Origin of the sequence: Maribacter sp. (genome assembly GCF_016744255.1) — a bacterium.
Taxonomy (GTDB): Bacteria; Bacteroidota; Bacteroidia; order Flavobacteriales; family Flavobacteriaceae; genus Maribacter_B.
The window spans coordinates 70,189-93,728 of the sequence record NZ_JADGES010000001.1; the positions used below are offsets into that span (position 1 = coordinate 70,189).

A 23,540-nucleotide genomic window follows, 5' to 3' on the forward strand; every position below is an offset into this window, starting at 1 on the left:
TCTTTTTTTTTTCTTTATTGATATTATTGAAGTATTTTAGTCCCCCTCTAAATCACTTTTTAATTAATATACAAACCATTAACAAATGAAAGGTTTAAGAATACTATTTGCAGTAATCGCCTTGTTCACAATTAACCTACAATTTGGACAAGAAGAAGAGAAAGATCAACAAGATTTATCTCTAGACAAAGGAAACATCAAGAGCCAGTTTGACTTTATCTACAAAAAATCTGGCAACTACAGAGCTGACGGAAAAAAATACGAAGTTGTAAGAGTTATTTCCCTAGACAAATTAAAACAAAACGTACTAGATTCTCTAAATGTTTACAACAAAAAAGAAGATGGTCTTAAAGCCACTATAAAAGGCCACGAAACTACTATTACTTCCTTAGAAAAAAAATTAGCAGAAACCAGCAACAACCTATCCGCCGTAACGGAAGAAAAAGACAGCATGTCTTTTTTAGGTATCCTTGTATCTAAAGGAACCTACAATGTTATTCTATGGACCATCATAGGCTCTCTCTTATTATTTCTTATTGGATTCATTTATAAGTTCAGAAGAAGTAACGTATTAACGCAAGAGGCAAAAACGTCCTTATCAGAAGTAGAAACGGAATATGAAGACCACAGAAGAAGGGCACTAGAAAGAGAACAAAAAATAAGCAGACAACTGCAAGACGAGATTAATAAATACAAAAAATCTAAATAACTAAAAGCTCCTTTCGGGGCTTTTTTTATTTAAAAAGGAACTTCCTAAAAAGCAAAACAAAATACCATTGTTTTTGCTTAATTTTACCGCGCCAAATATCAATAAGTAGCTTTTATGCGTATAGACATTATAACCGTACTCCCCGAACTATTAAAAAGCCCTTTTGAAGCCTCTATATTAAAAAGAGCTATTGAAAAGGAATTGGTAGAAGTGCATTTTCATAACATTAGAGATTACACAGATAAAAGCTACAATCAAGTAGATGATTATCAATTTGGAGGTGGCGCAGGAATGGTTTTAATGATAGAACCAATAGACAAATGTATCTCTAAACTAAAAGCAGAAAGAGATTATGACGAGGTTATATATATGACTCCCGATGGGGATACATTAAACCAAAAAATGGCGAATAGATTATCTCTCGTTGGTAATCTTATTATACTATGCGGACACTACAAAGGCGTAGATCAACGCGTAAGAGACCTTTTTATAACTAAAGAAATATCCGTTGGCGATTATGTGCTATCTGGTGGTGAACTTGGAGCAGCCATTTTATGTGATGCTATAATTAGACTAATCCCAGGAGTATTAAGTAATGAAACCTCTGCCCTAACCGATACCTTTCAGGACAATCTTTTAGCACCTCCAATATATACAAGACCAGCTGAGTACAAAGGGCACAAGGTTCCTGATATACTTCTAAGCGGTAACTTCCCTAAAATAGAAGAATGGAGAGAAAATAAGGCTCTAGAAAGGACAGAAAAACTTAGGCCAGATTTGTTAGAGTAAAACAAGTAATTACAAATTTAAAATAATAATTAAAATTTATTGTTAATTTTAATAAATAGCGTATTTTTGCGCACTATTAAAATAACCTCTGACGAAAATCGTGAATGTTATTTAAATATAATGTCAAAAAATAAAAATGGAATCACTTATTAAGTTTGTAGAAAACGAATTCGTTCCTAAAAAAGATTTCCCTGATTTCTCAGCAGGAGATACTATTACAGTATACTATGAGATTAAAGAAGGCGAAAAAACACGTACACAGTTCTTTAAAGGAGTTGTTATCCAAAGAAGAGGTTCTGGAGCTACAGAAACATTTACTATCCGTAAAATGTCTGGTACTGTTGGTGTAGAACGTATATTCCCTATTAACTTACCTGCTTTACAAAAAGTAGAAGTTAATAAGCAAGGTAAAGTACGTAGAGCTAGAACTGTCTACTTTAGAGAATTAACTGGTAAGAAAGCAAGAATCAAAGAGATTCGTAAGTAAACTTACTAGCTTAGACTTATAAAAAAAGCACTACTCCTATGGGTAGTGCTTTTTTATGAACAATTGTTAATAACCGTAGTTAACAAGCTGTTGATTACTAAATACATACAAAAAAGCATAATTTTAAAATATATTTATTATCTTTAAGTATGATTATAAAAGGAGGTAATCTCGGGTAGTCTTGAGACCATCAAATTAAATCATTATAAAGTTTACGTTCTTTATATTATTGTGTAATCTTAAAGTGAGTTTCGTATTATTAAATACAAAACATCAATAAAGATGAGTATTCCTACAAGGCTGTCGCTTTGGTTATGGTAGTATGAATATATTTTTAATTTGGTAGTAGGCTTTTTAGTTGATAATCTAAATAAATATATAAACACAATAAGAAGAAACAATAAAGTTGCTTGCTCAATTAGTAAAAAACTTATTATTTTAAACGTTGAAAATAGTTACACAAATGCAATCAATGGTTGCCGTTCTATTTAAATACTAGAACAACATGTTTGAAAACTATTTCTAGAAAGCCATATCCTGTACTTGTACATGATATGGCTTTTATTGTTTATAAATTTCACAAAAATCATAACGCTTAGTACAACTACCACATTTACTAAAACCTTTTTATATCGTATATTTGCTGCGCTTAAATAAAATGAAACCCATACTACATGCCTAAAATTTTCTACACAAAAACGGATGAAGCACCAGCTTTAGCAACACAATCATTTTTACCTATCGTAAAAGCTTTTACAAAAACTTCTGGAATCACTATTGAAACCAAAGATATTTCATTAGCAGGAAGAATAAGAGCTACATTTCCAGAATTCCTTAAGGAAAACCAAAGAATAACAGATGATTTAGCGGAATTAGGACAGATGGCAAAAATGCCAGAAGCAAATATTATTAAATTACCTAATATTAGCGCCTCTATCCCTCAATTAAAAGAAGCCATTGAAGAATTACAGAATAAAGGTTACAAAGTACCTAGTTATCCTGATGAAGCTTCTACAGATGCGGATAAAGATATAAAATCTAGATACGACAAAATTAAAGGAAGCGCAGTAAATCCTGTTTTAAGAGAAGGAAATTCGGACCGTAGAGCCCCAAAAGCAGTTAAAAACTACGCCAAGCAAAACCCCCATTCTATGGGTGCTTGGAGTTCCGATTCTAAAACGCATGTTGCCACAATGGGAGCTGGAGATTTCCAAGCAAATGAAAAATCTGTAACTATACCGTCTACCACTAATGTCAAAATTGAATTAGTTGCAGAAAACGGAACTATTACCACACTTAAAGAAAAAATAGCACTTTTAGATGGGGAAATTATAGATGCTACTGTAATGAATAAAAAAGCTCTTATTGCTTTTTTAAAGGAACAAATTGCAGATGCAAAAGAGCTAGGAGTACTATTTTCTTTGCATATGAAAGCTACGATGATGAAAGTGTCTGACCCTATTATTTTTGGTCATGCCGTAGAAGCCTTCTTTGAAAACGTATTTACAAAACACCAAGCTACTTTTGATGCAATAGGAATTCGAGCAAGTGATGGCTTAGACAACTTATACAATAAACTAAATGAGCTTCCTGCCGCAAAAAAAGCAGAAATAGAAGCAGATATCGCAGCAGAAATTGCAAACGGTCCAGATTTAGCCATGGTAAATTCGGACAAAGGAATTACCAACCTTCATGTTCCTAGTGATGTTATTATCGATGCTTCCATGCCAGCAATGATTCGTAATTCTGGTCAAATGTGGAATGCAAAAGGCAAAGCACAAGACACTAAAGCTGTTATCCCAGATAGTAGCTACGCTGGTATTTACACAGCTACCATAGATTTTTGTAAAAAACACGGTGCTTTTGACCCTACTACAATGGGTACAGTTCCTAATGTAGGTCTAATGGCTCAAAAGGCTGAAGAATATGGCTCTCATGACAAAACATTTAAAATAGATTCTAAAGGTTCGGTAAAAGTTATAGATACTACTACTGGAAACACTTTAATTGAACATGCCGTAGAAGAAGGAGATATTTGGAGAATGTGCCAAGTTAAAGATGCTCCTATTCAAGACTGGGTAAAACTAGCCGTTTCTAGAGCGCAAGCAACTAAACTTCCAACTATTTTTTGGCTAGATAAGAACAGAGCACACGATGCACAAATCATTAAAAAGGTAAATGCATATTTACCCAATCATGATACTACAGGATTAGATATTCAAATTTTATCTCCGATTAAAGCTACGCAGTTTACCTTAGAGAGGATAATAAAAGGGGAAGACACTATATCTGTATCCGGAAACGTATTAAGAGATTACTTAACAGATTTATTCCCAATATTAGAAGTTGGCACAAGTGCTAAAATGTTATCTATTGTTCCATTAATGAATGGTGGTGGATTATTTGAAACTGGAGCAGGAGGTTCTGCCCCTAAGCACGTACAACAGTTTGAAGAAGAAGGCCACTTACGTTGGGATTCTTTAGGTGAGTTTTTAGCTTTAGGAGTTTCTTTAGAATTTTTTGGAGAAAAAAATAATAATGCAAAAGCTAAAATTTTAGGAGACACTTTGGATATGGCCACTGAAAAGTTCTTAATTAACGATAAGTCTCCTTCTAGAAAGGTAAACCAAACAGATACAAGAGGAAGTCATTTTTACCTTTCCCTATACTGGGCAGAGGCTTTAGCTAACCAAAATGAAGATGCGGAATTAAAAAGCTTTTTTGGATTGGTTTATCAAGAATTGTTAGCTAATGAAAGTACTATTGCTCAAGAATTAATAGACGCCCAAGGAAATGCAAATGACATTGGCGGATATTACATTCCAGATGCAGACTTAGCAGCTAAAGCAATGCGACCAAGCAAAACCTTAAACAATATAATAGATAAAATGTAAAGTTATCTTCTATTTTATAAAAAAACCCTTGTTTATCACAAACAAGGGTTTTTTCTTTATAAATAATTGTCAAGCGTAAGATTTTTATTTATTTCCTAACTACTTTTATAAAAACATATATTGATGAAATTATTTGTTAGGGTATTTCTTTTCCTTCTCCTTCACTACTCCATACCATCTCATGGGCAAGAGAAATTTACTTTAAGCGGAACAATAACGCAAGCCGCTAGTAACGAAACATTAATTGGAGTAACCATTGCTATTCCAGAACTTAAAACTGGTGGTACAACTAATGAATACGGTTTCTACTCTATAACGTTACCACAAGGCACCTATGACCTAGAAGTTAGCTATTTGGGGTTTAAAGAAATAAAAAAGAATATCACTCTAAACGAAAATCAAAAAATAAATTTTCAATTAACAGAATCTGCAGAACAATTACAAGAAGTAATCGTTACCGAAAATAAAGAAAGACCAAACATTCGTAAACCACAAATGAGTGTCAATACTCTTAAAGTGGAAACCATAAAGAAAATACCCGTAATTCTCGGAGAAGCAGATATTATAAAATCTATACTACTTCTACCCGGAGTTACTAATGCTGGTGAAGGAGCTTCAGGGTTTAATGTAAGAGGCGGCTCTGTTGATCAAAATTTAATTTTATTAGATGAGGCTACTATCTTTAATTCTTCGCATTTATTTGGTTTTTTCTCCGTTTTTAATCCAGATGCTATAAAAGATATTAAACTATACAAAGGAGGAATTCCTGCTCGTTATGGCGGTAGAGTTTCTTCTGTTCTAGATATTTTTCAAAAAGAAGGTAACAGCAAAGAGTTCAAAGTAAATGGCGGACTTGGACTTGTAGCCAGTAGACTTTTAGTAGAAGGCCCTATTGTAAAGGACAAAGCTGCATTTTTAATTGGAGGAAGAGGCTCTTATGCACATCTTTTTCTACCCATATTTGACTTGGATAATACGGCATATTTTTACGACCTAAATACGAAGTTTAATTACAAAATTAACGAACGAAACAATCTATATTTATCTGGCTATTTTGGAAGAGATGTTTTTGGTATTAGCGACAGTTTTGTAAATACCTACGGAAATTCTGTTGGCAATTTTAGATGGAATCACTTATTCTCGGATAAGTTATTTTCTAATTTATCTATTATATATTCTGACTACTATTACGGCTTAAAATTAGATTTTGTTGGATTTAACTGGAATTCTGGCATTCAAAACTTCAACATTAAGTACGACTTAAAACATTACCTAAATGATAATCTACAAGTTAACTACGGTATTAATAATATATACTATCAATTTAACCCAGGAAAAATTGAACCTAGCAACGTAGAATCTGGAATAATAGAAGAACAATTAACACAAAAATATGCCAATGAATTTGCAGCGTATATAGACATAGAACATAATGTAACCAAAAGTCTAAGTCTACAATATGGCTTAAGGTTTAGTTATTTTAATAGACTAGGGCAGAACCAATTAAACAAATACTTAAATAACGAGCCTGTATCATTTAACCCCACCCTATTAATATATCAAGAAACAGAGCCTTCTGAAATAATAAACCCTGGAAGAAAAGGCTCTATAGCGAGCTTTACGAATTTTGAACCTAGAATTGGCTTGGCATATACTTTTAAAAACAATAGCTCTATTAAAGCTAGCTATACTCGTTTATCTCAATACTTACATTTACTTTCCAATACAAGTTCCCCTACCCCATTAGATGTCTGGACACCCAGTGGCCCATTTATTAAACCACAGCTGCTAGATCAGTTTGCTATTGGCTACTTTAAAAACATTAAGGAACAACAATATTCCATTGAATCTGAAGTATATTACAAGAAAACACAAAACAGAATTGACTACATCGATGGTGCCAACTTAATAGCCAACGACGCTATCGAACAAGTCATATTAAACGGTAAAGCAAGAGCGTATGGAATTGAGTTTCTATTTAGAAAAAATGAAGGGAAACTTACAGGCTGGTTAGCATACACCCTATCCAAATCAGAACAGCAAACTCCAGCCAGAGAAGACATTGCAAATACCGGACTACCAAACCTAGAAACTGGAATAAATTTTGGAGAATGGTACAATACTCCTTATGACAAAACACACGATATATCTTTATATGCTAGTTACGAATGGAATAAAAAATGGAGTTTTAACACAAACATAGTTTTCCAGACAGGACAACCTACCAACTACCCTGTTGGCCAATTTGAATTCCAAGGGCTTACCGTTCCATATTATGGCCTTAGAAATAAAGAACGCCTACCAAACTACCACAGAATAGATTTATCCGCGACACTAAAACCCTCTAGAGCAAATAAAAAGATGCAAACAGAGTGGATTTTTAGTATTTATAACCTATACAATAGAAGGAATGCGGCTTCTATTAACTTTAGCCGTAATTCTGAAACAGGCGTAAATGAAGCTGTAAGAACCTCTATTTTTGGTATCGTTCCTGCCGTTACTTATAATTTTAAATTTTAAAGTCATGAAGCACAACTTACTATATATTGTAATTTTTAGTTTCTTACTTTCTTGCGAAGATGTCATAGAAGTAGAAACACCTACCGAAGCCTCTAGACTATCTGTAGATGCTCTTATAAGAATAGATGAAAAAAATATTTTCTCGCAAGCTAAAATTAAAGTCAGCGAAACAAGTTCTTTTTTTGATGAAAATATACCAGCAGAAGTAAAAGAAATTAAAATCACGAATAAGGATCTTCAAAATACAGCAAGCAATCCAAACTTTATAATTTTAACACAATCTGAACCCGGAGTTTATGACATCTTTAAAGACACTTCTTTTTTTACAGAAGGCAGACTAGAGCTATCCATAAAACATAACAATCAAACCTATATAGCAAACACTTCCTATGTGCCTTCTGTTCCAATAACAAAATTAGAACAAGGAGATGGAACTTTATTTGAAGGCAATGAAACAGAAATAGTAATAACCTTTGTAGACGAAGCCAATAGACAAGATTACTATTTATTCGATTTCGATTTTAATAAATATTTAGTTTCCGAAGACGAATTTTACCCAGGCCAGACTTTTAAATTTTCCTATTTTTACGATGATGAGGCAAAATCAGGAATGCAAGTAAACGTAAGTATTCTTGGAGTAGATCAAGACTTTTATAACTACATAGATTTACTCATAATACAAAGCGGTGGCACCCAAGGACCTTTCCAAACACCTATAGCAACGGTAAAAGGCAACATTATTAATATTACAAATACTGGCTTGGATAGTACTGAAAATACCAATAATTTTGCTTTAGGTTATTTCGCTATATGCCAAACATATAGTGCCACTATAACTTTAGAATAACAAATACAAAAATAATGCAAAGGAGAACGGATAAAGAATTAATGGTGAAAGGTATTAAATATATGGGAATCGCCTTTATGCTAATGTTTACGGCCCCACTTGCTCTGTACCAAGCTTTTAAAAACGAAGGACACCCCTTTTTCTGGCCCGTACTTATTGTAGGCTTTGCTTTAGCTATAGGAGCTATAGTAATGTGTTTTTATAGTATTAAAATAATAATGGATAGTTTATTTGGTAAAAAACCAAAATCGTAGCTATTTTTTCTTAGACGGAGATTTCCATTTATTAATTAAAGTGCCATAGTCATAATCTAAAACAGATTTTTGCCTCTCTAATTTTCCTGCAGCAAAGGCACGCTGTAAAATATCTTCAATAAGGTAATCTTCGTGTACATTTTCTGGGTTATATTCCGCCTTAATACTAATATTAAAAAACCCTGCAGTAGTATTATACCAAAATGCTCGCCATCCGCTACGAAGCTCCTTAACTAGACCAAAACTTGTGTTCCCTGTTTGTCTATGCACCAACTTTACTAGAATTTGACCTTCTGTTCTTGTTAATTTTTTAAGTTTTTCTGAGAACTCGTCTTCTATATATTTTTGAATCTTTCTTGTATATTTTTTACGTTTCCCCTTTTTCTTTATGGTAGCCAGAGTGTCTTTTAATTCTACCAAACGTTCTGCTGCCATTTTTGCATAAGGATATACTTTTAGGGTTTTACGTCTAAGAATGTAATATTTAAGCTTTGTGTCGTAATCATCAAACTTTAACCTACCAAAAACATATGCCTCACGTAAAGAAATAGAACTATGAAAGACAGAGTCTCCTTCAATTTTTATTAATTTTTCTGGAATAGAATCTACAGCCAATTCCTGGTCTTGACCAGAAACAGAAACGACCATATTCAACGCTATAAAAAATAAGAATATCTTTTTCATCTTTCTTAATAAAGTAAAAGCCCTGCCAAAATTAACGATAAAAACCGTTCGTTATTACTTAAAATTACCTAATATTATTAAGTTTGTATACAAAACAAAAGTTTATGGCTTCAAAGAAAATACTTACTAAGAAATCTCTTGATTTTTTTGAAAAATATTTAAACAATGCCGCTCCTACTGGATATGAGTGGGAAGGGCAAAAAATATGGATGGAATATTTAAAACCATACGTAGACACCTTTATTACAGATACATACGGAACAGCAGTTGGTGTTATTAATCCAGATGCCAAATACAAAGTGGTTATCGAAGGACATTCCGATGAAATTTCTTGGTACGTTAACTATATTACAGACAATGGTCTTATTCATGTTATTCGTAATGGCGGTAGTGATCACCAAATAGCACCTTCTAAATGGGTAAATATTCATACAAAAAAAGGGATTGTAAAAGGTATTTTTGGCTGGCCAGCAATACACACAAGAAATAAAGCTAAAGAAGAACCTCCTAAAATTGAAAATATTACTGTTGATGTTGGCGCTACAACTAAAGAAGAAGTAGAAAAAATGGGCGTTCATGTTGGCTGTGTAATAACCTACCCAGATGAATTTCAGGTTCTAAATAAAAACAAATTCGTCTGTAGAGCAATAGACAATAGAGCAGGTGGTTTTATGATTGCTGAAGTTGCTCGTTTATTACATGAGAATAAAGAAACACTACCTTTCGGTTTATACATTACCAACTCGGTACAAGAAGAAATAGGATTACGTGGTGCAGAAATGATTACCCATACTATTCAACCAGATGTTGCCATCATAACAGATGTGTGTCATGATACAACAACTCCGATGATCGACAAAAAAGTACAAGGCCATACTGAAATTGGCGCAGGACCAGTTATTTCTTATGCTCCAGCGGTACAGAATAACTTAAGGGAGCGTATTATCGAAACAGCAGAAAGCAAAAAAATACCATTCCAAAGAATGGCAGCCTCAAGAGCTACTGGAACGGATACCGATGCTTTTGCATATAGTAATGGTGGTGTTGCTTCTGCTTTAATTTCTTTACCATTACGTTACATGCATACTACTGTAGAAACGGTACACCAGGATGATGTAGAGAATGTGATAAAACTTATATATGAAACACTCTTAACAATAAAAGAAGGTGAAACCTTTAGTTATTTTGAGTAAAACTTTTAATCCCTCCTTTTTCGGAGGGATTTTTTTTATACCTCTTAAATGGATGAGTTAATTGATATTCTGGACATGGATGGTAACCTGACTGGAGAAACCGTAATGAAATCTGTTGCTCATAGAAAAGGGCTTTTTCACCAAACTATTCACGTATGGTTTTATACCAAAAATGGTGATATCCTTATACAACAAAGAGGAAAAAACAAAACCATACATCCTCTACTTTGGGATGTTTCTGTTGCTGGGCATATTGGTGCAGGAGAAGCCATAGAAATTTCCGCTCTTAGAGAAGTGGAAGAAGAAATAGGGCTTATAATTTCTCAAAATGAATTACAAAAAATCGGAATTTTTAAATCCTTTCAAAAACATAGTGACACTTTAATAGATTATGAATTTCACCATACATTTATTGTAGAGTTTAAAGTTCCTTTAAAAGATTTAACCAAAAAAGATAGTGAGATTAAGAGGCTCGATATAATACCCATAAACCTCTTAAAAAAAATAATTCAAAACCAAAAGACCACAAACAAATTTGCACCTCATGGCTCGGCATATTACAACACCATAACAGAAACTATTTTAAGTAAACTATAATGCATTCATAAAATCCTCCACAGCATTTAAACTATATGTTTCTTGTGTTCCTGCTTCCATATTTTTAACTACAAAAGAATTATTTTCTAATTCGGTATCTCCCAATAAAATTACATAAGGAACTTTTCTATTATTGGCATATTTAAACTGCTTCTGCATTTTTGCACTAGAAGGGTACACATCTGCTTTAATACCCGAAGCTCTTAATTGGGTTATTAATTTTAAGGCCGCCATGGCTTCCTTGTCTCCAAAATTTAAAGCCAATACATCTAAAGATTTATCAATGGCTGCTGGAAATAGATTTAATTCTTCTAACACCAAATAAATACGATCTAGGCCAAAAGAAATTCCAACACCACTCACATCTTTTAACCCAAATACTCCGGTTAAGTCATCGTAACGACCACCGCCACCAATAGAACCCATTTTAACACCTTCTGGCGCACCTACTTCAAAAATAGCTCCTGTATAGTAATTAAGACCGCGAGCCAAGGTTACATCAATCGAAAGTTTCGCAGATTGTAATCCTAACGCAGAGATAGACTCTATTATAAAAATAAGCTCTTCTACTCCTTTGGTACCCTCTTCTGAATCTGCCAATAATTCTTTTAAACTCTCTAGTTGTTCTAAATTAGTACCCGACAGCGTAAATAATGGTGCTACCTTTTCTATAGAAGCTTCGGATATTCCTTTAGACAGCATTTCTTTCTTAACACCGTCTTCTCCTATTTTATCTAACTTATCTAGGGCAACTGTAAAATCTATTAGTAAATGTTTAGCACCTATTACTTCCGCTATACCTGCTAATATTTTTCTATTGTTTAGTTTAATGTTTACACCATTTAAGCCTAACTCGGTAAAAACAGCATCATACAACTGAATAAATTCTACTTCTTGTAATAAAGAATTTGCTCCAACAACATCGGCATCGCACTGAAAGAACTCTCTAAATCTACCTTTCTGAGGACGATCTGCCCTCCATACTGGTTGAATTTGATAGCGCTTAAAAGGAAAATCTATATCATTTTGATGCATTACCACGTACCGAGCAAAAGGTACGGTTAAATCATAACGCAATGCTTTTTCTGAAATCTTAGGTGTAAGCGATTTAGAATCTTTAGAGCTATACGTAACATCATCTACCTTACCAATAAAATCACCAGAATTTAAAATTTTAAAAATAAGACGATCTCCTTCCTCCCCATATTTACCCATTAAGGTATTAGAATTCTCAAAAGAAGGAGTTTCTATGGGCTGAAAACCAAAGGTCTTAAAGTGCTTTTTTACGATATCGAAAATAAAGTTACGTTTTGCAACTTCGGACGGTGAAAAATCTCTTGTTCCTTTTGGTATGGATGGTTTCTGTGCCATGTAATGCTATATTGGGATTGTAATTTACTTCCTTTTTTATGTGTATTATCTTTTAAAAATAGAAGATAACAAATATGTATTTATTGAATAACGGTATCGAACCAATTGTACAAGTCCCCTTTTGTTATAGTTGCCCCTTGTTTTATCAATTGAAACTTATCTAAATTTTTATCTCCTGTATAGGCTTTAGATGCTGTTAAATAGTCTACAAAATCGGACTGCCAATTCTTTTTAAACCAAGAAAACCCTTCCTTATTGGTTAAATCTACTTCTGGGTTTCTAATTTTTACAGAGATTAATTTCATTTCTTTCTCTTCCAAAGAGAACAAATGCATCTGATCAGCAGAAATATTTTCTAAATGAGTAACCTTAGTTAAAACTCCTTCCCAAATTAAATCACTAAAAACATCTACTTCATCCTCCGCTACTTCTGGCTTATCTTCTTTTAGTTTTTTCCACTCCTCCCCTGTTATAGTTTGTGTTGCCAAAAAATTAATAAATTCTGGTTGCAGTTCTTCTAATTGCTCTTTAGTAAGTCTTGTATATTTCAATGTGCTTTCTTTTTAATTCTGCAAAAATAAAAAGACCGTACGAATAAGTACGGCCTTTATAGTATAAAATACAATTTTTAAAGCTAGAAAATATATCTAACTCCAAATTGTCCTTGCCATCTAGACAATAAACTTGCATCGTAACCAAACGTTTCCGTTAACTCTGGATTAAAAGTATACGTTGGTATATTTGTATTTGGATCTACAGAAACGGCCAAAGGACTTAAATTATTTGGTTGTTGAATAACTCCCCAATCGGAATTAAGTAAGTTTCCAAAATTTAAAACATCAAAACTTAACTGAATAGTATGTTTCTTACCTGCTACATTAAAATTATAATCTTGTAAAATTTTAATATCCCACTTACCTCTCCATGGAGCTAAAGCACCATAGCGTTCTGAGTAAGAACCTCTATTATCATTTAAATAATCATCTTGTTGAATATAAGACTCAAAAGCCTCGGCTTGCCCAACACCACTAAACTGCATTTGCTGTACTTCTGCTGAAGTTGGTACATATAACAGATCGTTATTCTGAAAAGAACTATCGTTATTTATATTACCCGCATAGGTATAATTAAATCTCCCTCCTTGAGCATATTCAAAGAAAGTAGAAATAGTCGTTGCCCATTTATCATTAGTTCCATATACAAACTGCTTAGAACCAACTCCGATAAAACGATGTGTATTACCGTACTTAGAAAAAGATAAGACATCTGCATTGGCATCTCCTAAATTTGGATTAAAATCGAAAGCATCTCCTGTAATTTCTGCTTCTACAGAGTTAATGTCTTTAGCGTTCAAATAACTATACGCTACACTAGCATACAAACCATTATCAAAATTTTTCTGTGCTTTTAAAGACATGCTCCAGATTCTTCCTTTATCTGAATTTGTGAACACATACGCACTAGTATTACCTCCAAAAGCATTCGTAGAAATATCACTTGCTTGGTACCTTGGACGGTTATCCCCTGGTGCATTTAAATTACCTGTTGGTGTACTATACGCCCAATTTTGTACGTGAGCTGCATTTAAATCTTTAGTATAAGATACATCTGCCGTTAACACTAGTCCATTCTCAAAAGCTTGGTCTACACCAATATTAGTTCTCCACACCTGTGGCCACTTAAACTCAGGATCTACCGCCTGGTAAAAGAAAAAGTCTACCCCTTGCACTTGGTTACCCAACCACACAAAAGGAAGTTTTCCTGTAAATACTCCTGTACCACCACGTAATTGCGTAGTATTATCTCCTTTAACATCCCAATTAAAACCAACTCTTGGAGAAATTAACCAATCGTTACTTGGTAGTTGTTCTGAATCTATAGTCGTTGCCTCTCCTGTATTTGGATTAAAATACTGATTATCTGGCTGATACGTACCCTTTCTTTCTATATTATCCGCAATTTTATCTTGGGTATCAAAAAATAAAGGTTTATCGAAACGTATGCCATAGGTTAATTTAAAATTATCTGTAGCACTCCATTCATCTTGTAAATAAAAAGAAAGTTGACCAACACTAGTTTCAGCTAAAGACCATTTTCCTGGCTCACCATCTTCAAAATTATTATTATCATTAAATGTTGCTTGCGCACCTGCAAACGCACCTGCATAATTATTAGCATCAAAATTAGCTATATCTACACTTCCAAATAAATCGAAACCATAATTTGTTAAGTTAAATGAATTCGCGAATTGAAATTTCTCAAAAGAAAAACCAACAGTATATGTATGATTACCCTTAAAAATATTCATATTATTCGTTAACTGAAATACTTTCTGATCTAAACGGTTATGCACAGAAAAAGGTTCGTGACCAGCAATAATATAATTTATACCATCTTTAGTTATATTGATAGATGGCGCAGGAGCAGAAAGAGGGTTTCTAAAATCATCAAAATGCGTATAACCAACTTGCAATTTATTAGTTACTTCATCTGACAACGTAGAGTTTAATTCTAACTGAATAGAATTTAACTTATTATTAATCTGATACCCTGTATTTTGAAATTGTAGCGTTGTAAAATTTGGTCCTCTAGCTGTAATTGCTGTTGGGTGCGCAGGTTGCTCTCTTGAAGCATTTAAGAAATTATAAATAACTGCTAGTCTATTTTTGTCATTAATATTCCAATCTAATTTAAAAATACCCTTTGTAGATTCTGATGCATAGGTAAAACCTTCATAAGCTCCGGTATCATATCCTAAACCTGCTAAACCAGATTGGACTGCTAATAAATCACTTTCTAAAACTCTAGATTCATTAATTGCCCCAGAACCTGTATTAGGTATCCAACCGTTAGAACCTAAATCATCTCTTTCATCTTTTTCAAAATTCGCAAAAAAGAACAATTTGTCTTTAACTATTGGCCCTCCGATACTAACACCATACTGACTTTGGTTAAGGTCTGGCTTAGTAACATCTTCTCCTTTTATTTTACCTCCTGTTAAACTTTCACTTCTACTAAAACCATATACAGTTCCATGAAATTCATTGGTTCCGCTTTTAGTAACTGCATTTACAGTAGCTCCTGTAAATCCGGATTGGGTAACATCGTAAGGTGCTGTAGATACTTGTATTTGCTCAATAGCATCTAAAGAAATTGGCTGTGCGCCCGATTGTCCACCAGGAGTTGGAGAGTCTAAACCAAATGGGTTATTAAAAATTGCTCCGTCTAAAGAGAAATTATTGTATTGTTTATTACGTCCTCCAAAAGAATTACCGTCCGCTGTAGGCTCTAACCTTGTAAAATCTTGTGCCGATCTAGAGATTGTTGGCAAACGTGTTAACTCTCTACTACCTATGCTTGTTTCTGCTCCAGTACGATCACTCCCAAATGTTCCACTGCGATTAGAAACAACAACAACTTCATCTAAAGATTGTGCTGCACTAGAAAGCTTTGCATTTACATTGAAAGTTTTACCTAAACTTAATTGAATATTTGTCTGATTATAATCCTGAAACCCTACATAGGAAATAGTCAGTTCATATGGCCCACCCACTCTAAGGTTAAGTAAATTATAACGACCATCTTCGTTACTTATAGAACCGTATTTAGTTCCTGTAGGTGTATGTACAGCTACGATATTAGCTCCAAATAAAGGAACTCCTTCGTTATCTAAAACACTACCTCTAATATTAGAGGTTGTTACTTGGGCAATTACAGAAGTAAATGCAAATAGCAGCAAAAAGGCTGAAAGCACGAGTTTTTTCATAAAGATGTATTTTTTGAGTCACACAAATTTAATCCAAAAAAAAAGAGCTATGCAGGCATAGCTCTTTAAGTTATTAACGTTTTGTTAATACTATTTTTTGTCAGCAATTACTTCAAAAGGGAAATCAAAAATAACTTCTCTATGTAATCTTATCTGAGCATTGTATGGTCCTGTTCTTTTAACAGCACCACCATTAATACTAATGTATTTTTTATCAATCGCTTGACCTTCTTTTTCTAAAGCAGCAGCTAAATCAATAGTAGTAACAGATCCAAACAATTTGTCACCAGCACCAGTCTTAGCCTTTATTTTTAACTCAAGTCCTTTAAGAGCCTCAGCTGTTTTGTTAGCAGCGTCAACAATTTTCTTTTCTTTATGTGCTCTTTGCTTTAAATTTTCAGCTAATACCTTCCTTGCAGATGGTGTTGCTAAAGAAGCTAAACCTTTAGGAATAAGGAAGTTTCTTCCAAATCCATTTTTCACATTAACTATGTCGTCTTTAAAACCTAAGTTTTGTACGTCTTCTCTTAATATAAGTTCCATGGTCCTTTTTCTTTATTATTTTAATAAATCACCAACATAAGGCATTAATGCTATATGACGTGCTCTTTTAACAGCTTGGGCCACTTTTCTTTGATACTTTAAGGAAGTTCCTGTAAGTCTTCTTGGAAGCAATTTACCTTGTTCGTTTACTAATTTCATTAAGAAATCTGCATCTTTGTAATCTATATACTTGATACCTGATTTCTTAAAACGACAATACTTCTTACGAGTATTTGTTTCAATATTAAGCGGAGTTAAATACCTGATTTCTCCGTCTTTTTTTCCTTTTGCCTGTTGTTCTATAGATGCCATAGTCCTTACGCTTTAGTAGTTTTGTTTCTTGTTCTTCTTTTTTCTGCCCATAAAATTGCGTGCTTATCTAACTTCACAGTTAAAAAACGCATGATACGTTCGTCACGTCTAAATTCTTGCTCGTAAGGAGTTACAATATCTCCTTCACCAGAAAATTCGAACAAGTGGTAAAAACCACTCTTTTTGTGTTGAATAGGGTAAGCTAATTTCTTTAGCCCCCAGTTTTCTTTGGCTACCATTTTGGCACCATTCTTAATTAAGAAATCTTCAAATTTCTTAACTGTTTCCTCTATCTGTACATCAGATAGAACGGGATTCAAAATGAAAACAGTTTCGTAATGATTCATAATACTTTATTTTTTAGGTCTGCAAAAATAATAATATTATTTCACATATCACATATATTAATAATATTTACGTCTTATTACACGAAAATAGAAAATATTGCGTTATTACTAGGAATCATAAAAATAAAACTTAACCAAATCTTTAATATATGGTCATTGTAAATTACACAATAAACAATGCATTGTTTACATCTTTTGTTGCAATTCATTTTGTTTTTCCTGTTATTTGTCGATGATTTAACCCCACAAATCAGCCGTTTTATGAAATTAAGAAGTATTATTGTAGACGATTCCTCTATGCAGAGGATGGCCGTTGCCAAGCTGGTAAACAACCATCCTAACCTTGCATTAGTGGCCGAATACAGCAACGCAATTGAGGCAAAGAATGGTATTAAAAACAACGAGATTGACCTAATTTTTCTTGATGTTGAGATGCCAATCATTACAGGGTTCGACCTACTCGAGTCCCTAGAAAACAGTCCTCAGGTAATATTAATTACTGGAAAACCCGATTACGCTCTTAGAGCTTTTGACTACGACGTAACAGATTATTTACACAAGCCAATTACTATGGCTCGTTTCGATGCTTCTGTAAAAAGAGCCGTAGCCAAATTTGAACAAGAGAATAGAGTACACGAAGACGAAGAGCATATCTTTGTTAAGAGTAATCTTAAAAAGAGAAAAGTTATACTTAACGATATTAAGTGGATAGAAGCGCTTGGTGACTACATTAAATTAGTTACAGATGAAGCTAATATCGTAATCTTATCAACAATGAAGTCTTTTGAAAAGCAATTGCCAGAAGATAAATTTCTTAGAATTCACAAATCCTACATTGTGAATTTAGAAAAAGTTGAAAAATTTAATAGTAAAAATGTTGAAGTTAGCGGCAGATCCATACCATTAAGCAGAAACAAAAAAACAGAACTAGCGGAAGCGCTTAGTAACGTTTAAACTATATGTGGTCTACATTGTAGATTACTCTTACACTTCTAAAGTGTGCAATAGCATTAAAAGATTTTTCCATTCTTTTAATGCTATTTTTTGTTTTACCCAATGGGGCTTCCTTATCTATTTTAATAGTAATATGTTTTATATACTGATTACGGATTCTTGCAACTGCCGGATATTCGGGACCTAAAACATTTTCTCCAAAAATATTACGCAATCCTTTCCCAAACCATTCCGAAGCTTCATTAAGCTTATTATAATCCTTATGCTTAAAAGTTATTTTTAGGATTCTATCTAAAGGCGGGTACTTAAATTGTCTACGTTCATACAACTGTTCCTTATACATTCCTTCATAATCATGTACAGAAACTTGCTTTAGTATTTGATGATGCGGATTATACGTCTGAATAAGAACCTCTCCTCTTTTTTTGGTTCGCCCTGCCCTACCTGCAACCTGAGTTAGTAATTGAAACGTTCTCTCATGCGCTCTATAATCCGGGAAATTTAATAAGGAATCTGCATTCATAATCCCTACCAAACTCACATTCCTAAAATCTAACCCTTTGGTTAGCATTTGCGTACCGACTAAAATATCTAATTCTTGCTGCTCAAAGGCTGTTATTATTTTCTCGTAACCATATTTCCCCCTAGTAGTATCCAAATCCATTCTCCCCACTTTAGTTTCTGGGAATAATGTATTAAGTTCTTTCTCTACCTGCTCTGTACCAAAACCTTTGGTATCTAATTTAGAACTACCACAAGCCTGGCAGCTTTCTTGTAGCGGTATATAATATCCGCAATAATGGCAACGCAATTGTTTTCTATGCTGATGGTATGTTAAACTAACATCGCAATTGGGACATTGTGGTGTATATCCACAACTGTTACATTCCATTATAGGCGCATACCCTCTCCTGTTTTGGAACAAAATTACTTGCTCACCTAAATCTAGCGCTTCTGTTATCTTTTCTATCATTCGTTCCGAAAAATGGCCTTTCATTTTTCGCTTACGACTTTCCTCCTTAATATCTACCAATTCTATTTCTGGCATTAAAACATTTCCGAAGCGTTTATTTATTTCTGCATAACCATACTTACCAATTTGCGCATTGTAGTAACTCTCCACGCTTGGGGTAGCAGAACCTAAAAGAATATCTGCTTTGTGCAATTTACCTAAAACAATAGCTGCATCTCTAGCATGATAACGTGGAGCAGGGTCAAATTGCTTAAAAGAACTTTCGTGTTCTTCATCTACCAAAACCAATCCTAAATTGGAGAAAGGCAAAAACAAAGAAGATCTTGCACCAATTACTATTTGCGCTTTAGACTTGACCTCTAAAACATTATTCCACACCTCTACCCTTTCATGAATGCTATATTTAGAGTGATAAACAGAAACTTTTTCTCCAAAATATTTTTGCAACCTACTTATAAGTTGCGTTGTTAATGCAATTTCTGGAAGCAAATACAAAGCTTGCTTTCCTTCTTCTAAACATTTCTGAATTAGCTCTACATACACTTCTGTCTTACCAGAAGAAGTTACCCCTTTTAATAAAGTAACCTTGCCTTCGTTAAAAGAAGTTATTATACTATCGAGTGCTGTTTTCTGACATTCGTTTAATTTTTTTAATTCTAAAAGACTTGCTTCCTTATCAAAAGAAACTCTATCTGTTTGTATTTTATAATCCTTAAGAATTCCTTTTTTTATCAAGGTCTTTATAATAGTATTAGAACTACCACTATGCGCGACCAAATCGGATACTTTTACTGTTTTTTTAGTAACCGCCTGTAATTGAAAAAGAGACAATACTACCTGACTTTGCTTTGGTGCCCTTGTTAATGATTGCAATAAAACCTCTAATTCTTTTTCTGAATTATATACATCTCCCAAAGCAACATACGCTACTAATTTTGGTTTGTATTGTGCATATATTTCCTCTTTTAATAATATAATCTCCTTAGCGAGTAATCTATTTAAAATAGGTAAAACATTCTTACGGTCTACTATAGCCGCTACTTCATGCACTTTTAATATGGGCTGATGCTGTAAGGCTTCATAAACCAAAAACTCCTCATCCTTTAAATCTGTATCCTCAATTTCTACATTTTCATTTTTTAATATGAGTGTCTCACTCTCTAACAAAAAAGCACTAGGAACCGCACCACGAAATACTTCCCCAATTGTACACATATAATAATCTGCCAACCACATCCAATGCTTAATTTGATGGAGGTTAACCATTGGACTATCATCTAAAATTTGATGGATTTCTTTAGCTTCATAAACTTCGGGCGCCGTATTATGCACCTCATGCACTAAACCTGTAAATATTTTTGATTTCCCAAAAGGTACCGCTACCCTAATTCCAGGTTGCAATATTTGCGCCTCTTCCTCAGAAACACTGTACGTAAAAAGTTTTTCTAAAGGTATTGGTAGAATTACATTAATAAAATACTCCATACATTACCCCTCCACTCTAATCCATGTTTGCGTACGATAAATAAAAGCCAAATAACCCCGGACTTTTAACTCGTCCCCATTTTCAGGGTTCAACCATATTTTACAACGAAAGGTCATTGCTTGTTGAGGATCAAATAGTTTTTTTCCTTTCCAATACCCATCATCATGTTCTTCGGCCGCCTCAATTATAGTCATTCCCAAAACAGGTTTATCTTTTAAATCGCCTTCACATTTATCACAAATAGAATTTTCTTTTCCAGGTTCTAGAATTTCTACTACATGCCCATACATTAAGCCATCTTTCTCATAAATATCTATTACAGCCTTTGGCAATCCTGTTCTATCATCAATAGTTTTCCATTTACCAAAAATATTTTGAGACTGGCTTAAATTAACCATTAACAGAAACACAACAAGTACTATTTCTTTATTTAATTTCACCATTCTTTTTAGATATTTTTCTTAGGGAATTCAAAGATGCGTTTAGCTCAAACCCGAGTAACAATATATTAGAATTTAACCAGATATACACCATTAATATAAGTAATCCTCCCAAGGCTCCGTATAATTCATTATAACGAGCAAATTTCTCCACATAAACACCAAACAAATAAGACGTAACCATAAAGAATAGAGTTGTCATTAATGCTCCTAAAGAAAAAAAATGTGCTTTTTTACCCTCAGTAGTTCCAAAATAATATAGAATGGCGGTTGTAAAATAGGAAAGAATTATAAAAAATAATATTTTACCCATTTGTGCGCCAACAATATCATTCTCAGACAAATCATAACCTCCTGTTTTTGCTGCTAATTCGCTTAAATAATCTATTATATAAAACTCAAAATACACGTAAGCTACAGCTCCTATAATTAATAGGATGGATAATAACAAGCCTACTAATAGCGCATATGTATATTGCCTAAAAAAGTTACGGGTTAAACTTACATGATAGGAGTTTTCAAATCCTCCAAAAATAGCATTAACACCATTTGCCATTAAAAAGATAGAAACCAAAAAAGCCGAAGAACGAATTCCTCCTTGTTTCTGGTCTTTTATTTGCTGGTAAACATCTCCAAAATAGTCACTAGTTGCAGATGGCAGAAAGGATTCTAAAAAAACTAAAAACTGGGCATCAAAATTTTCATTTCCAACGCTGGCATATGGTATTATCCAAGGCACAAGCGTTAACAAAAATATAAGCAATGGAAATAATGCCATAAATAAACTAAAGGCAATTGAACTGGCTCTTGTAGAAAGAGCTCCCTGCCCAATACCTACTATGTACATTTCTGCTAAATCATAGATAGATAAACCTTCAAAACCTGGCAATTTAATTTTTTTCAATAGAGAAACAACCCCATTAACAACAGGTATTTTACTTAGTTTTTCCTCTATTTCTACAGACATTTATACTGCTTTAAGACTCAAATCCATATTATAAACAGAATGGGTTAACGCTCCCGAAGAAATACAATTAACGCCACATTCTGCATAAAGCCTTATGGTTTCCTCATTAATACCTCCCGATGATTCTGTAAAACAGGTATCTCCTATTAAATTTACAGCAGTACGCGTATCTTCATAATTAAAATTATCTATTAAAATTCGATACACGCCATCCGTTTTTAAAATCTCTCTTATTTCATCTAAGTTTCTGGCTTCTACTATAATTTTTAAATCTTTATTATTTTCCTTTAAATACTTCTTTGTTTTCTCTATTGCCTGCGTTAAACCGCCACAGAAATCTATATGGTTATCTTTTAGCATAATCATGTCATACAAAGCGAATCTATGATTTTCACCTCCTCCAATTTTTACTGCCCATTTTTCTAAAGCCCTAATCCCAGGTGTAGTTTTTCTGGTATCTAAAATTTTAGTTCCCGTACCTTCTAAAAGTTTTACAAAATAATTGGTTTTAGTTGCTATTGCACTCATACGTTGCATAGCATTTAGTACTAGTCTTTCAGATTTAAGTATACTTTGAGAGCTACCTTCTACATAAAAAACTATGTCTCCATATTTCACTTCAGCACCATCCTCCAAAAGAGTTTCTACCTTTAAGTTTGGATCCACATAATTAAAAACTTGTTTTGCAAATTCTATCCCAGCAATGATTCCGTCATCTTTCACCAACAGTTTAGCCTTACCTGTTGCTGTTTCTGGAATACATGCTAATGAACTATGGTCCCCATCTCCTACATCTTCCCTAATGGCATTTTTTATGATACCATCTATCTCTAAATTAAATTGCGCTTCTGAAATCATTTTAAATAATATTGCTTTATGCTAAAATACTAAAAACATATACCATTTAATAAATTGATTTAACTTTGAAGTATGACAATAAAACTTATAGCTATTGGAAAAACAGATAGCAAGCAACTCCAAGAGTTAATTACTATCTACACAAAGCGTCTACAACATTATATAAAATTTGATTTGGACGTTATTCCGGATATAAAAAATGTTAAGAATCTCTCTGAAAAACAACAAAAAGAAAAAGAAGGAGAGCTTATATTAAAAAAAATAGTCCCTACAGATGTTCTGGTTTTATTAGATGAAAACGGAAAACAATTCTCCTCTATAGATTTTTCTTTATATCTACAAAAAAGAATGAATGCAGGCAACAAACAATTAGTCTTTGTTATTGGTGGCCCTTATGGTTTTAGTGATTCTGTTTACCAAAAAGCCAATGACAAAATAAGTCTCTCTAAAATGACTTTTTCTCATCAAATGGTTCGCTTATTTATTGTGGAACAGATATATCGAGGTTTTACAATTTTAAAAAATGAACCCTACCATCATAAATAGATA

General features: G+C 33.4%; 22 protein-coding genes. 11 read left to right on the top strand and 11 right to left on the bottom strand.

The genetic code is table 11. The features are described from left to right. The first annotated feature begins 85 nt into the window (after window positions 1-85). The 7 genes from QZZ51_RS00345 (at window position 86) to QZZ51_RS00375 (ending at window position 8,500) form a co-directional block, all read left to right on the top strand. Entirely contained in the window at window positions 86-709 is a 624-nt protein-coding gene (locus QZZ51_RS00345) for a tRNA (guanine-N1)-methyltransferase (RefSeq protein ID WP_291864307.1), read from the top strand. Window positions 710-823: 114 nt separating this feature from the next. Next, a complete protein-coding gene (gene trmD, locus QZZ51_RS00350) occupies window positions 824-1,498 on the top strand; it encodes a tRNA (guanosine(37)-N1)-methyltransferase TrmD (RefSeq protein WP_291864310.1) in 675 nt (224 codons plus the stop codon). A gap of 136 nt (window positions 1,499-1,634) precedes the next feature. Next, window positions 1,635-1,985: a 50S ribosomal protein L19 gene (gene rplS, locus QZZ51_RS00355; RefSeq protein WP_291864312.1), complete on the top strand. Its 351-nt coding sequence runs from the start codon at window positions 1,635-1,637 to the stop codon at window positions 1,983-1,985. Window positions 1,986-2,659: 674 nt separating this feature from the next. Then, complete coding sequence (locus tag QZZ51_RS00360) at window positions 2,660-4,879, top strand: NADP-dependent isocitrate dehydrogenase (RefSeq protein WP_291864315.1); 2,220 nt, start codon at window positions 2,660-2,662, stop codon at window positions 4,877-4,879. A 123-nt stretch (window positions 4,880-5,002) separates the two neighbouring features. Further along, window positions 5,003-7,399 carry a TonB-dependent receptor gene (locus QZZ51_RS00365; protein ID WP_291864317.1) on the top strand — a complete coding sequence of 799 codons (2,397 nt, stop codon included), beginning with the start codon at window positions 5,003-5,005 and terminating at the stop codon, window positions 7,397-7,399. Between the two features lie 4 nt (window positions 7,400-7,403). Continuing rightward, window positions 7,404-8,246, top strand: a complete 843-nt coding sequence (locus QZZ51_RS00370) for a DUF4249 family protein (protein ID WP_291864319.1) — start codon at window positions 7,404-7,406, stop codon at window positions 8,244-8,246. A gap of 14 nt (window positions 8,247-8,260) precedes the next feature. After that, on the top strand, window positions 8,261-8,500 hold the full coding sequence (locus tag QZZ51_RS00375) for a DUF6095 family protein (RefSeq protein WP_291864323.1): 240 nt from the start codon (window positions 8,261-8,263) through the stop codon (window positions 8,498-8,500). On the opposite strand, the gene QZZ51_RS00380 is transcribed toward QZZ51_RS00375, so the two are convergent. Further along, window positions 8,501-9,184 carry a DUF4294 domain-containing protein gene (locus QZZ51_RS00380; protein WP_291864326.1) on the bottom strand — a complete coding sequence of 228 codons (684 nt, stop codon included), beginning with the start codon at window positions 9,182-9,184 and terminating at the stop codon, window positions 8,501-8,503. It abuts the gene before it with no gap. Between the two features lie 104 nt (window positions 9,185-9,288). Between QZZ51_RS00380 and QZZ51_RS00385 the strand changes: the two genes are divergently transcribed. Then, a complete protein-coding gene (locus QZZ51_RS00385) occupies window positions 9,289-10,377 on the top strand; it encodes a M42 family metallopeptidase (RefSeq protein ID WP_291864328.1) in 1,089 nt (362 codons plus the stop codon). A gap of 48 nt (window positions 10,378-10,425) precedes the next feature. Continuing rightward, window positions 10,426-10,974, top strand: coding sequence for an NUDIX domain-containing protein (locus QZZ51_RS00390; protein WP_291864330.1), 549 nt, complete (start codon window positions 10,426-10,428; stop codon window positions 10,972-10,974). On the opposite strand, the gene hisS is transcribed toward QZZ51_RS00390, so the two are convergent. From hisS to rpsF, 6 genes are all read right to left on the bottom strand, one after another. Continuing rightward, window positions 10,969-12,345, bottom strand: a complete 1,377-nt coding sequence (gene hisS / locus QZZ51_RS00395) for a histidine--tRNA ligase (protein ID WP_291864333.1) — start codon at window positions 12,343-12,345, stop codon at window positions 10,969-10,971. The genes QZZ51_RS00390 and hisS overlap by 6 nt on opposite strands. An 80-nt stretch (window positions 12,346-12,425) precedes the next feature. Further along, on the bottom strand, window positions 12,426-12,896 hold the full coding sequence (locus QZZ51_RS00400; protein WP_291864335.1) for a DUF6495 family protein: 471 nt from the start codon (window positions 12,894-12,896) through the stop codon (window positions 12,426-12,428). Between the two features lie 83 nt (window positions 12,897-12,979). Continuing rightward, on the bottom strand, window positions 12,980-16,111 hold the full coding sequence (locus QZZ51_RS00405; RefSeq protein ID WP_291864336.1) for a TonB-dependent receptor: 3,132 nt from the start codon (window positions 16,109-16,111) through the stop codon (window positions 12,980-12,982). A 90-nt stretch (window positions 16,112-16,201) separates the two neighbouring features. After that, window positions 16,202-16,654 (bottom strand): 50S ribosomal protein L9, encoded by a 453-nt coding sequence (rplI, locus tag QZZ51_RS00410; RefSeq protein ID WP_291864338.1) that lies wholly within the window; start codon window positions 16,652-16,654, stop codon window positions 16,202-16,204. Between the two features lie 15 nt (window positions 16,655-16,669). Next, window positions 16,670-16,966 (bottom strand): 30S ribosomal protein S18, encoded by a 297-nt coding sequence (rpsR, locus tag QZZ51_RS00415; protein WP_121067570.1) that lies wholly within the window; start codon window positions 16,964-16,966, stop codon window positions 16,670-16,672. Window positions 16,967-16,971: 5 nt separating this feature from the next. Then, window positions 16,972-17,313, bottom strand: coding sequence for a 30S ribosomal protein S6 (gene rpsF, locus QZZ51_RS00420; protein WP_291864349.1), 342 nt, complete (start codon window positions 17,311-17,313; stop codon window positions 16,972-16,974). Window positions 17,314-17,574: 261 nt separating this feature from the next. Here rpsF and QZZ51_RS00425 point away from each other — a divergent pair, with 261 nt between their 5' ends. Then, the gene (locus QZZ51_RS00425; protein ID WP_291864352.1) at window positions 17,575-18,267 is read left to right on the top strand and encodes a LytTR family DNA-binding domain-containing protein; all 693 of its coding nucleotides are present in this window, start codon (window positions 17,575-17,577) and stop codon (window positions 18,265-18,267) included. Between the two features lies 1 nt (window position 18,268). On the opposite strand, the gene priA is transcribed toward QZZ51_RS00425, so the two are convergent. From priA to nadC, 4 genes are read right to left on the bottom strand one after another with little or no spacing between them, the layout of a single operon-like run. Beyond that, window positions 18,269-20,725 (bottom strand): primosomal protein N', encoded by a 2,457-nt coding sequence (gene priA / locus QZZ51_RS00430; protein WP_291864355.1) that lies wholly within the window; start codon window positions 20,723-20,725, stop codon window positions 18,269-18,271. A gap of 3 nt (window positions 20,726-20,728) precedes the next feature. After that, the gene (locus QZZ51_RS00435) at window positions 20,729-21,169 is read right to left on the bottom strand and encodes a DUF2147 domain-containing protein (RefSeq protein ID WP_291864357.1); all 441 of its coding nucleotides are present in this window, start codon (window positions 21,167-21,169) and stop codon (window positions 20,729-20,731) included. Continuing rightward, window positions 21,153-22,133, bottom strand: coding sequence for a YihY/virulence factor BrkB family protein (locus tag QZZ51_RS00440; RefSeq protein WP_291864360.1), 981 nt, complete (start codon window positions 22,131-22,133; stop codon window positions 21,153-21,155). Before QZZ51_RS00440 ends, QZZ51_RS00435 begins: the two co-directional genes overlap by 17 nt. Next, window positions 22,134-22,991: a carboxylating nicotinate-nucleotide diphosphorylase gene (gene nadC, locus QZZ51_RS00445; RefSeq protein ID WP_291864363.1), complete on the bottom strand. Its 858-nt coding sequence runs from the start codon at window positions 22,989-22,991 to the stop codon at window positions 22,134-22,136. Between the two features lie 72 nt (window positions 22,992-23,063). Between nadC and rlmH the strand changes: the two genes are divergently transcribed. Further along, on the top strand, window positions 23,064-23,537 hold the full coding sequence (rlmH, locus tag QZZ51_RS00450) for a 23S rRNA (pseudouridine(1915)-N(3))-methyltransferase RlmH (RefSeq protein WP_291864365.1): 474 nt from the start codon (window positions 23,064-23,066) through the stop codon (window positions 23,535-23,537). The last annotated feature ends 3 nt before the right edge of the window (window positions 23,538-23,540 follow it).

What these genes read in the sequence shown, in the direction of transcription:
- QZZ51_RS00345 (WP_291864307.1), top strand. Translation starts at nt 86, where the DNA reads ATGAAAGGTTTAAGAATACTATTTGCAGTAATCGCCTTGTTCACAATT.
- trmD (WP_291864310.1), top strand. Translation starts at nt 824, where the DNA reads ATGCGTATAGACATTATAACCGTACTCCCCGAACTATTAAAAAGCCCT.
- rplS (WP_291864312.1), top strand. Translation starts at nt 1,635, where the DNA reads ATGGAATCACTTATTAAGTTTGTAGAAAACGAATTCGTTCCTAAAAAA.
- QZZ51_RS00360 (WP_291864315.1), top strand. Translation starts at nt 2,660, where the DNA reads ATGCCTAAAATTTTCTACACAAAAACGGATGAAGCACCAGCTTTAGCA.
- QZZ51_RS00365 (WP_291864317.1), top strand. Translation starts at nt 5,003, where the DNA reads ATGAAATTATTTGTTAGGGTATTTCTTTTCCTTCTCCTTCACTACTCC.
- QZZ51_RS00370 (WP_291864319.1), top strand. Translation starts at nt 7,404, where the DNA reads ATGAAGCACAACTTACTATATATTGTAATTTTTAGTTTCTTACTTTCT.
- QZZ51_RS00375 (WP_291864323.1), top strand. Translation starts at nt 8,261, where the DNA reads ATGCAAAGGAGAACGGATAAAGAATTAATGGTGAAAGGTATTAAATAT.
- QZZ51_RS00380 (WP_291864326.1), bottom strand. Translation starts at nt 9,184, where the DNA reads ATGAAAAAGATATTCTTATTTTTTATAGCGTTGAATATGGTCGTTTCT.
- QZZ51_RS00385 (WP_291864328.1), top strand. Translation starts at nt 9,289, where the DNA reads ATGGCTTCAAAGAAAATACTTACTAAGAAATCTCTTGATTTTTTTGAA.
- QZZ51_RS00390 (WP_291864330.1), top strand. Translation starts at nt 10,426, where the DNA reads ATGGATGAGTTAATTGATATTCTGGACATGGATGGTAACCTGACTGGA.
- hisS (WP_291864333.1), bottom strand. Translation starts at nt 12,345, where the DNA reads ATGGCACAGAAACCATCCATACCAAAAGGAACAAGAGATTTTTCACCG.
- QZZ51_RS00405 (WP_291864336.1), bottom strand. Translation starts at nt 16,111, where the DNA reads ATGAAAAAACTCGTGCTTTCAGCCTTTTTGCTGCTATTTGCATTTACT.
- rplI (WP_291864338.1), bottom strand. Translation starts at nt 16,654, where the DNA reads ATGGAACTTATATTAAGAGAAGACGTACAAAACTTAGGTTTTAAAGAC.
- rpsR (WP_121067570.1), bottom strand. Translation starts at nt 16,966, where the DNA reads ATGGCATCTATAGAACAACAGGCAAAAGGAAAAAAAGACGGAGAAATC.
- rpsF (WP_291864349.1), bottom strand. Translation starts at nt 17,313, where the DNA reads ATGAATCATTACGAAACTGTTTTCATTTTGAATCCCGTTCTATCTGAT.
- QZZ51_RS00425 (WP_291864352.1), top strand. Translation starts at nt 17,575, where the DNA reads ATGAAATTAAGAAGTATTATTGTAGACGATTCCTCTATGCAGAGGATG.
- priA (WP_291864355.1), bottom strand. Translation starts at nt 20,725, where the DNA reads ATGGAGTATTTTATTAATGTAATTCTACCAATACCTTTAGAAAAACTT.
- QZZ51_RS00435 (WP_291864357.1), bottom strand. Translation starts at nt 21,169, where the DNA reads ATGGTGAAATTAAATAAAGAAATAGTACTTGTTGTGTTTCTGTTAATG.
- QZZ51_RS00440 (WP_291864360.1), bottom strand. Translation starts at nt 22,133, where the DNA reads ATGTCTGTAGAAATAGAGGAAAAACTAAGTAAAATACCTGTTGTTAAT.
- nadC (WP_291864363.1), bottom strand. Translation starts at nt 22,991, where the DNA reads ATGATTTCAGAAGCGCAATTTAATTTAGAGATAGATGGTATCATAAAA.
- rlmH (WP_291864365.1), top strand. Translation starts at nt 23,064, where the DNA reads ATGACAATAAAACTTATAGCTATTGGAAAAACAGATAGCAAGCAACTC.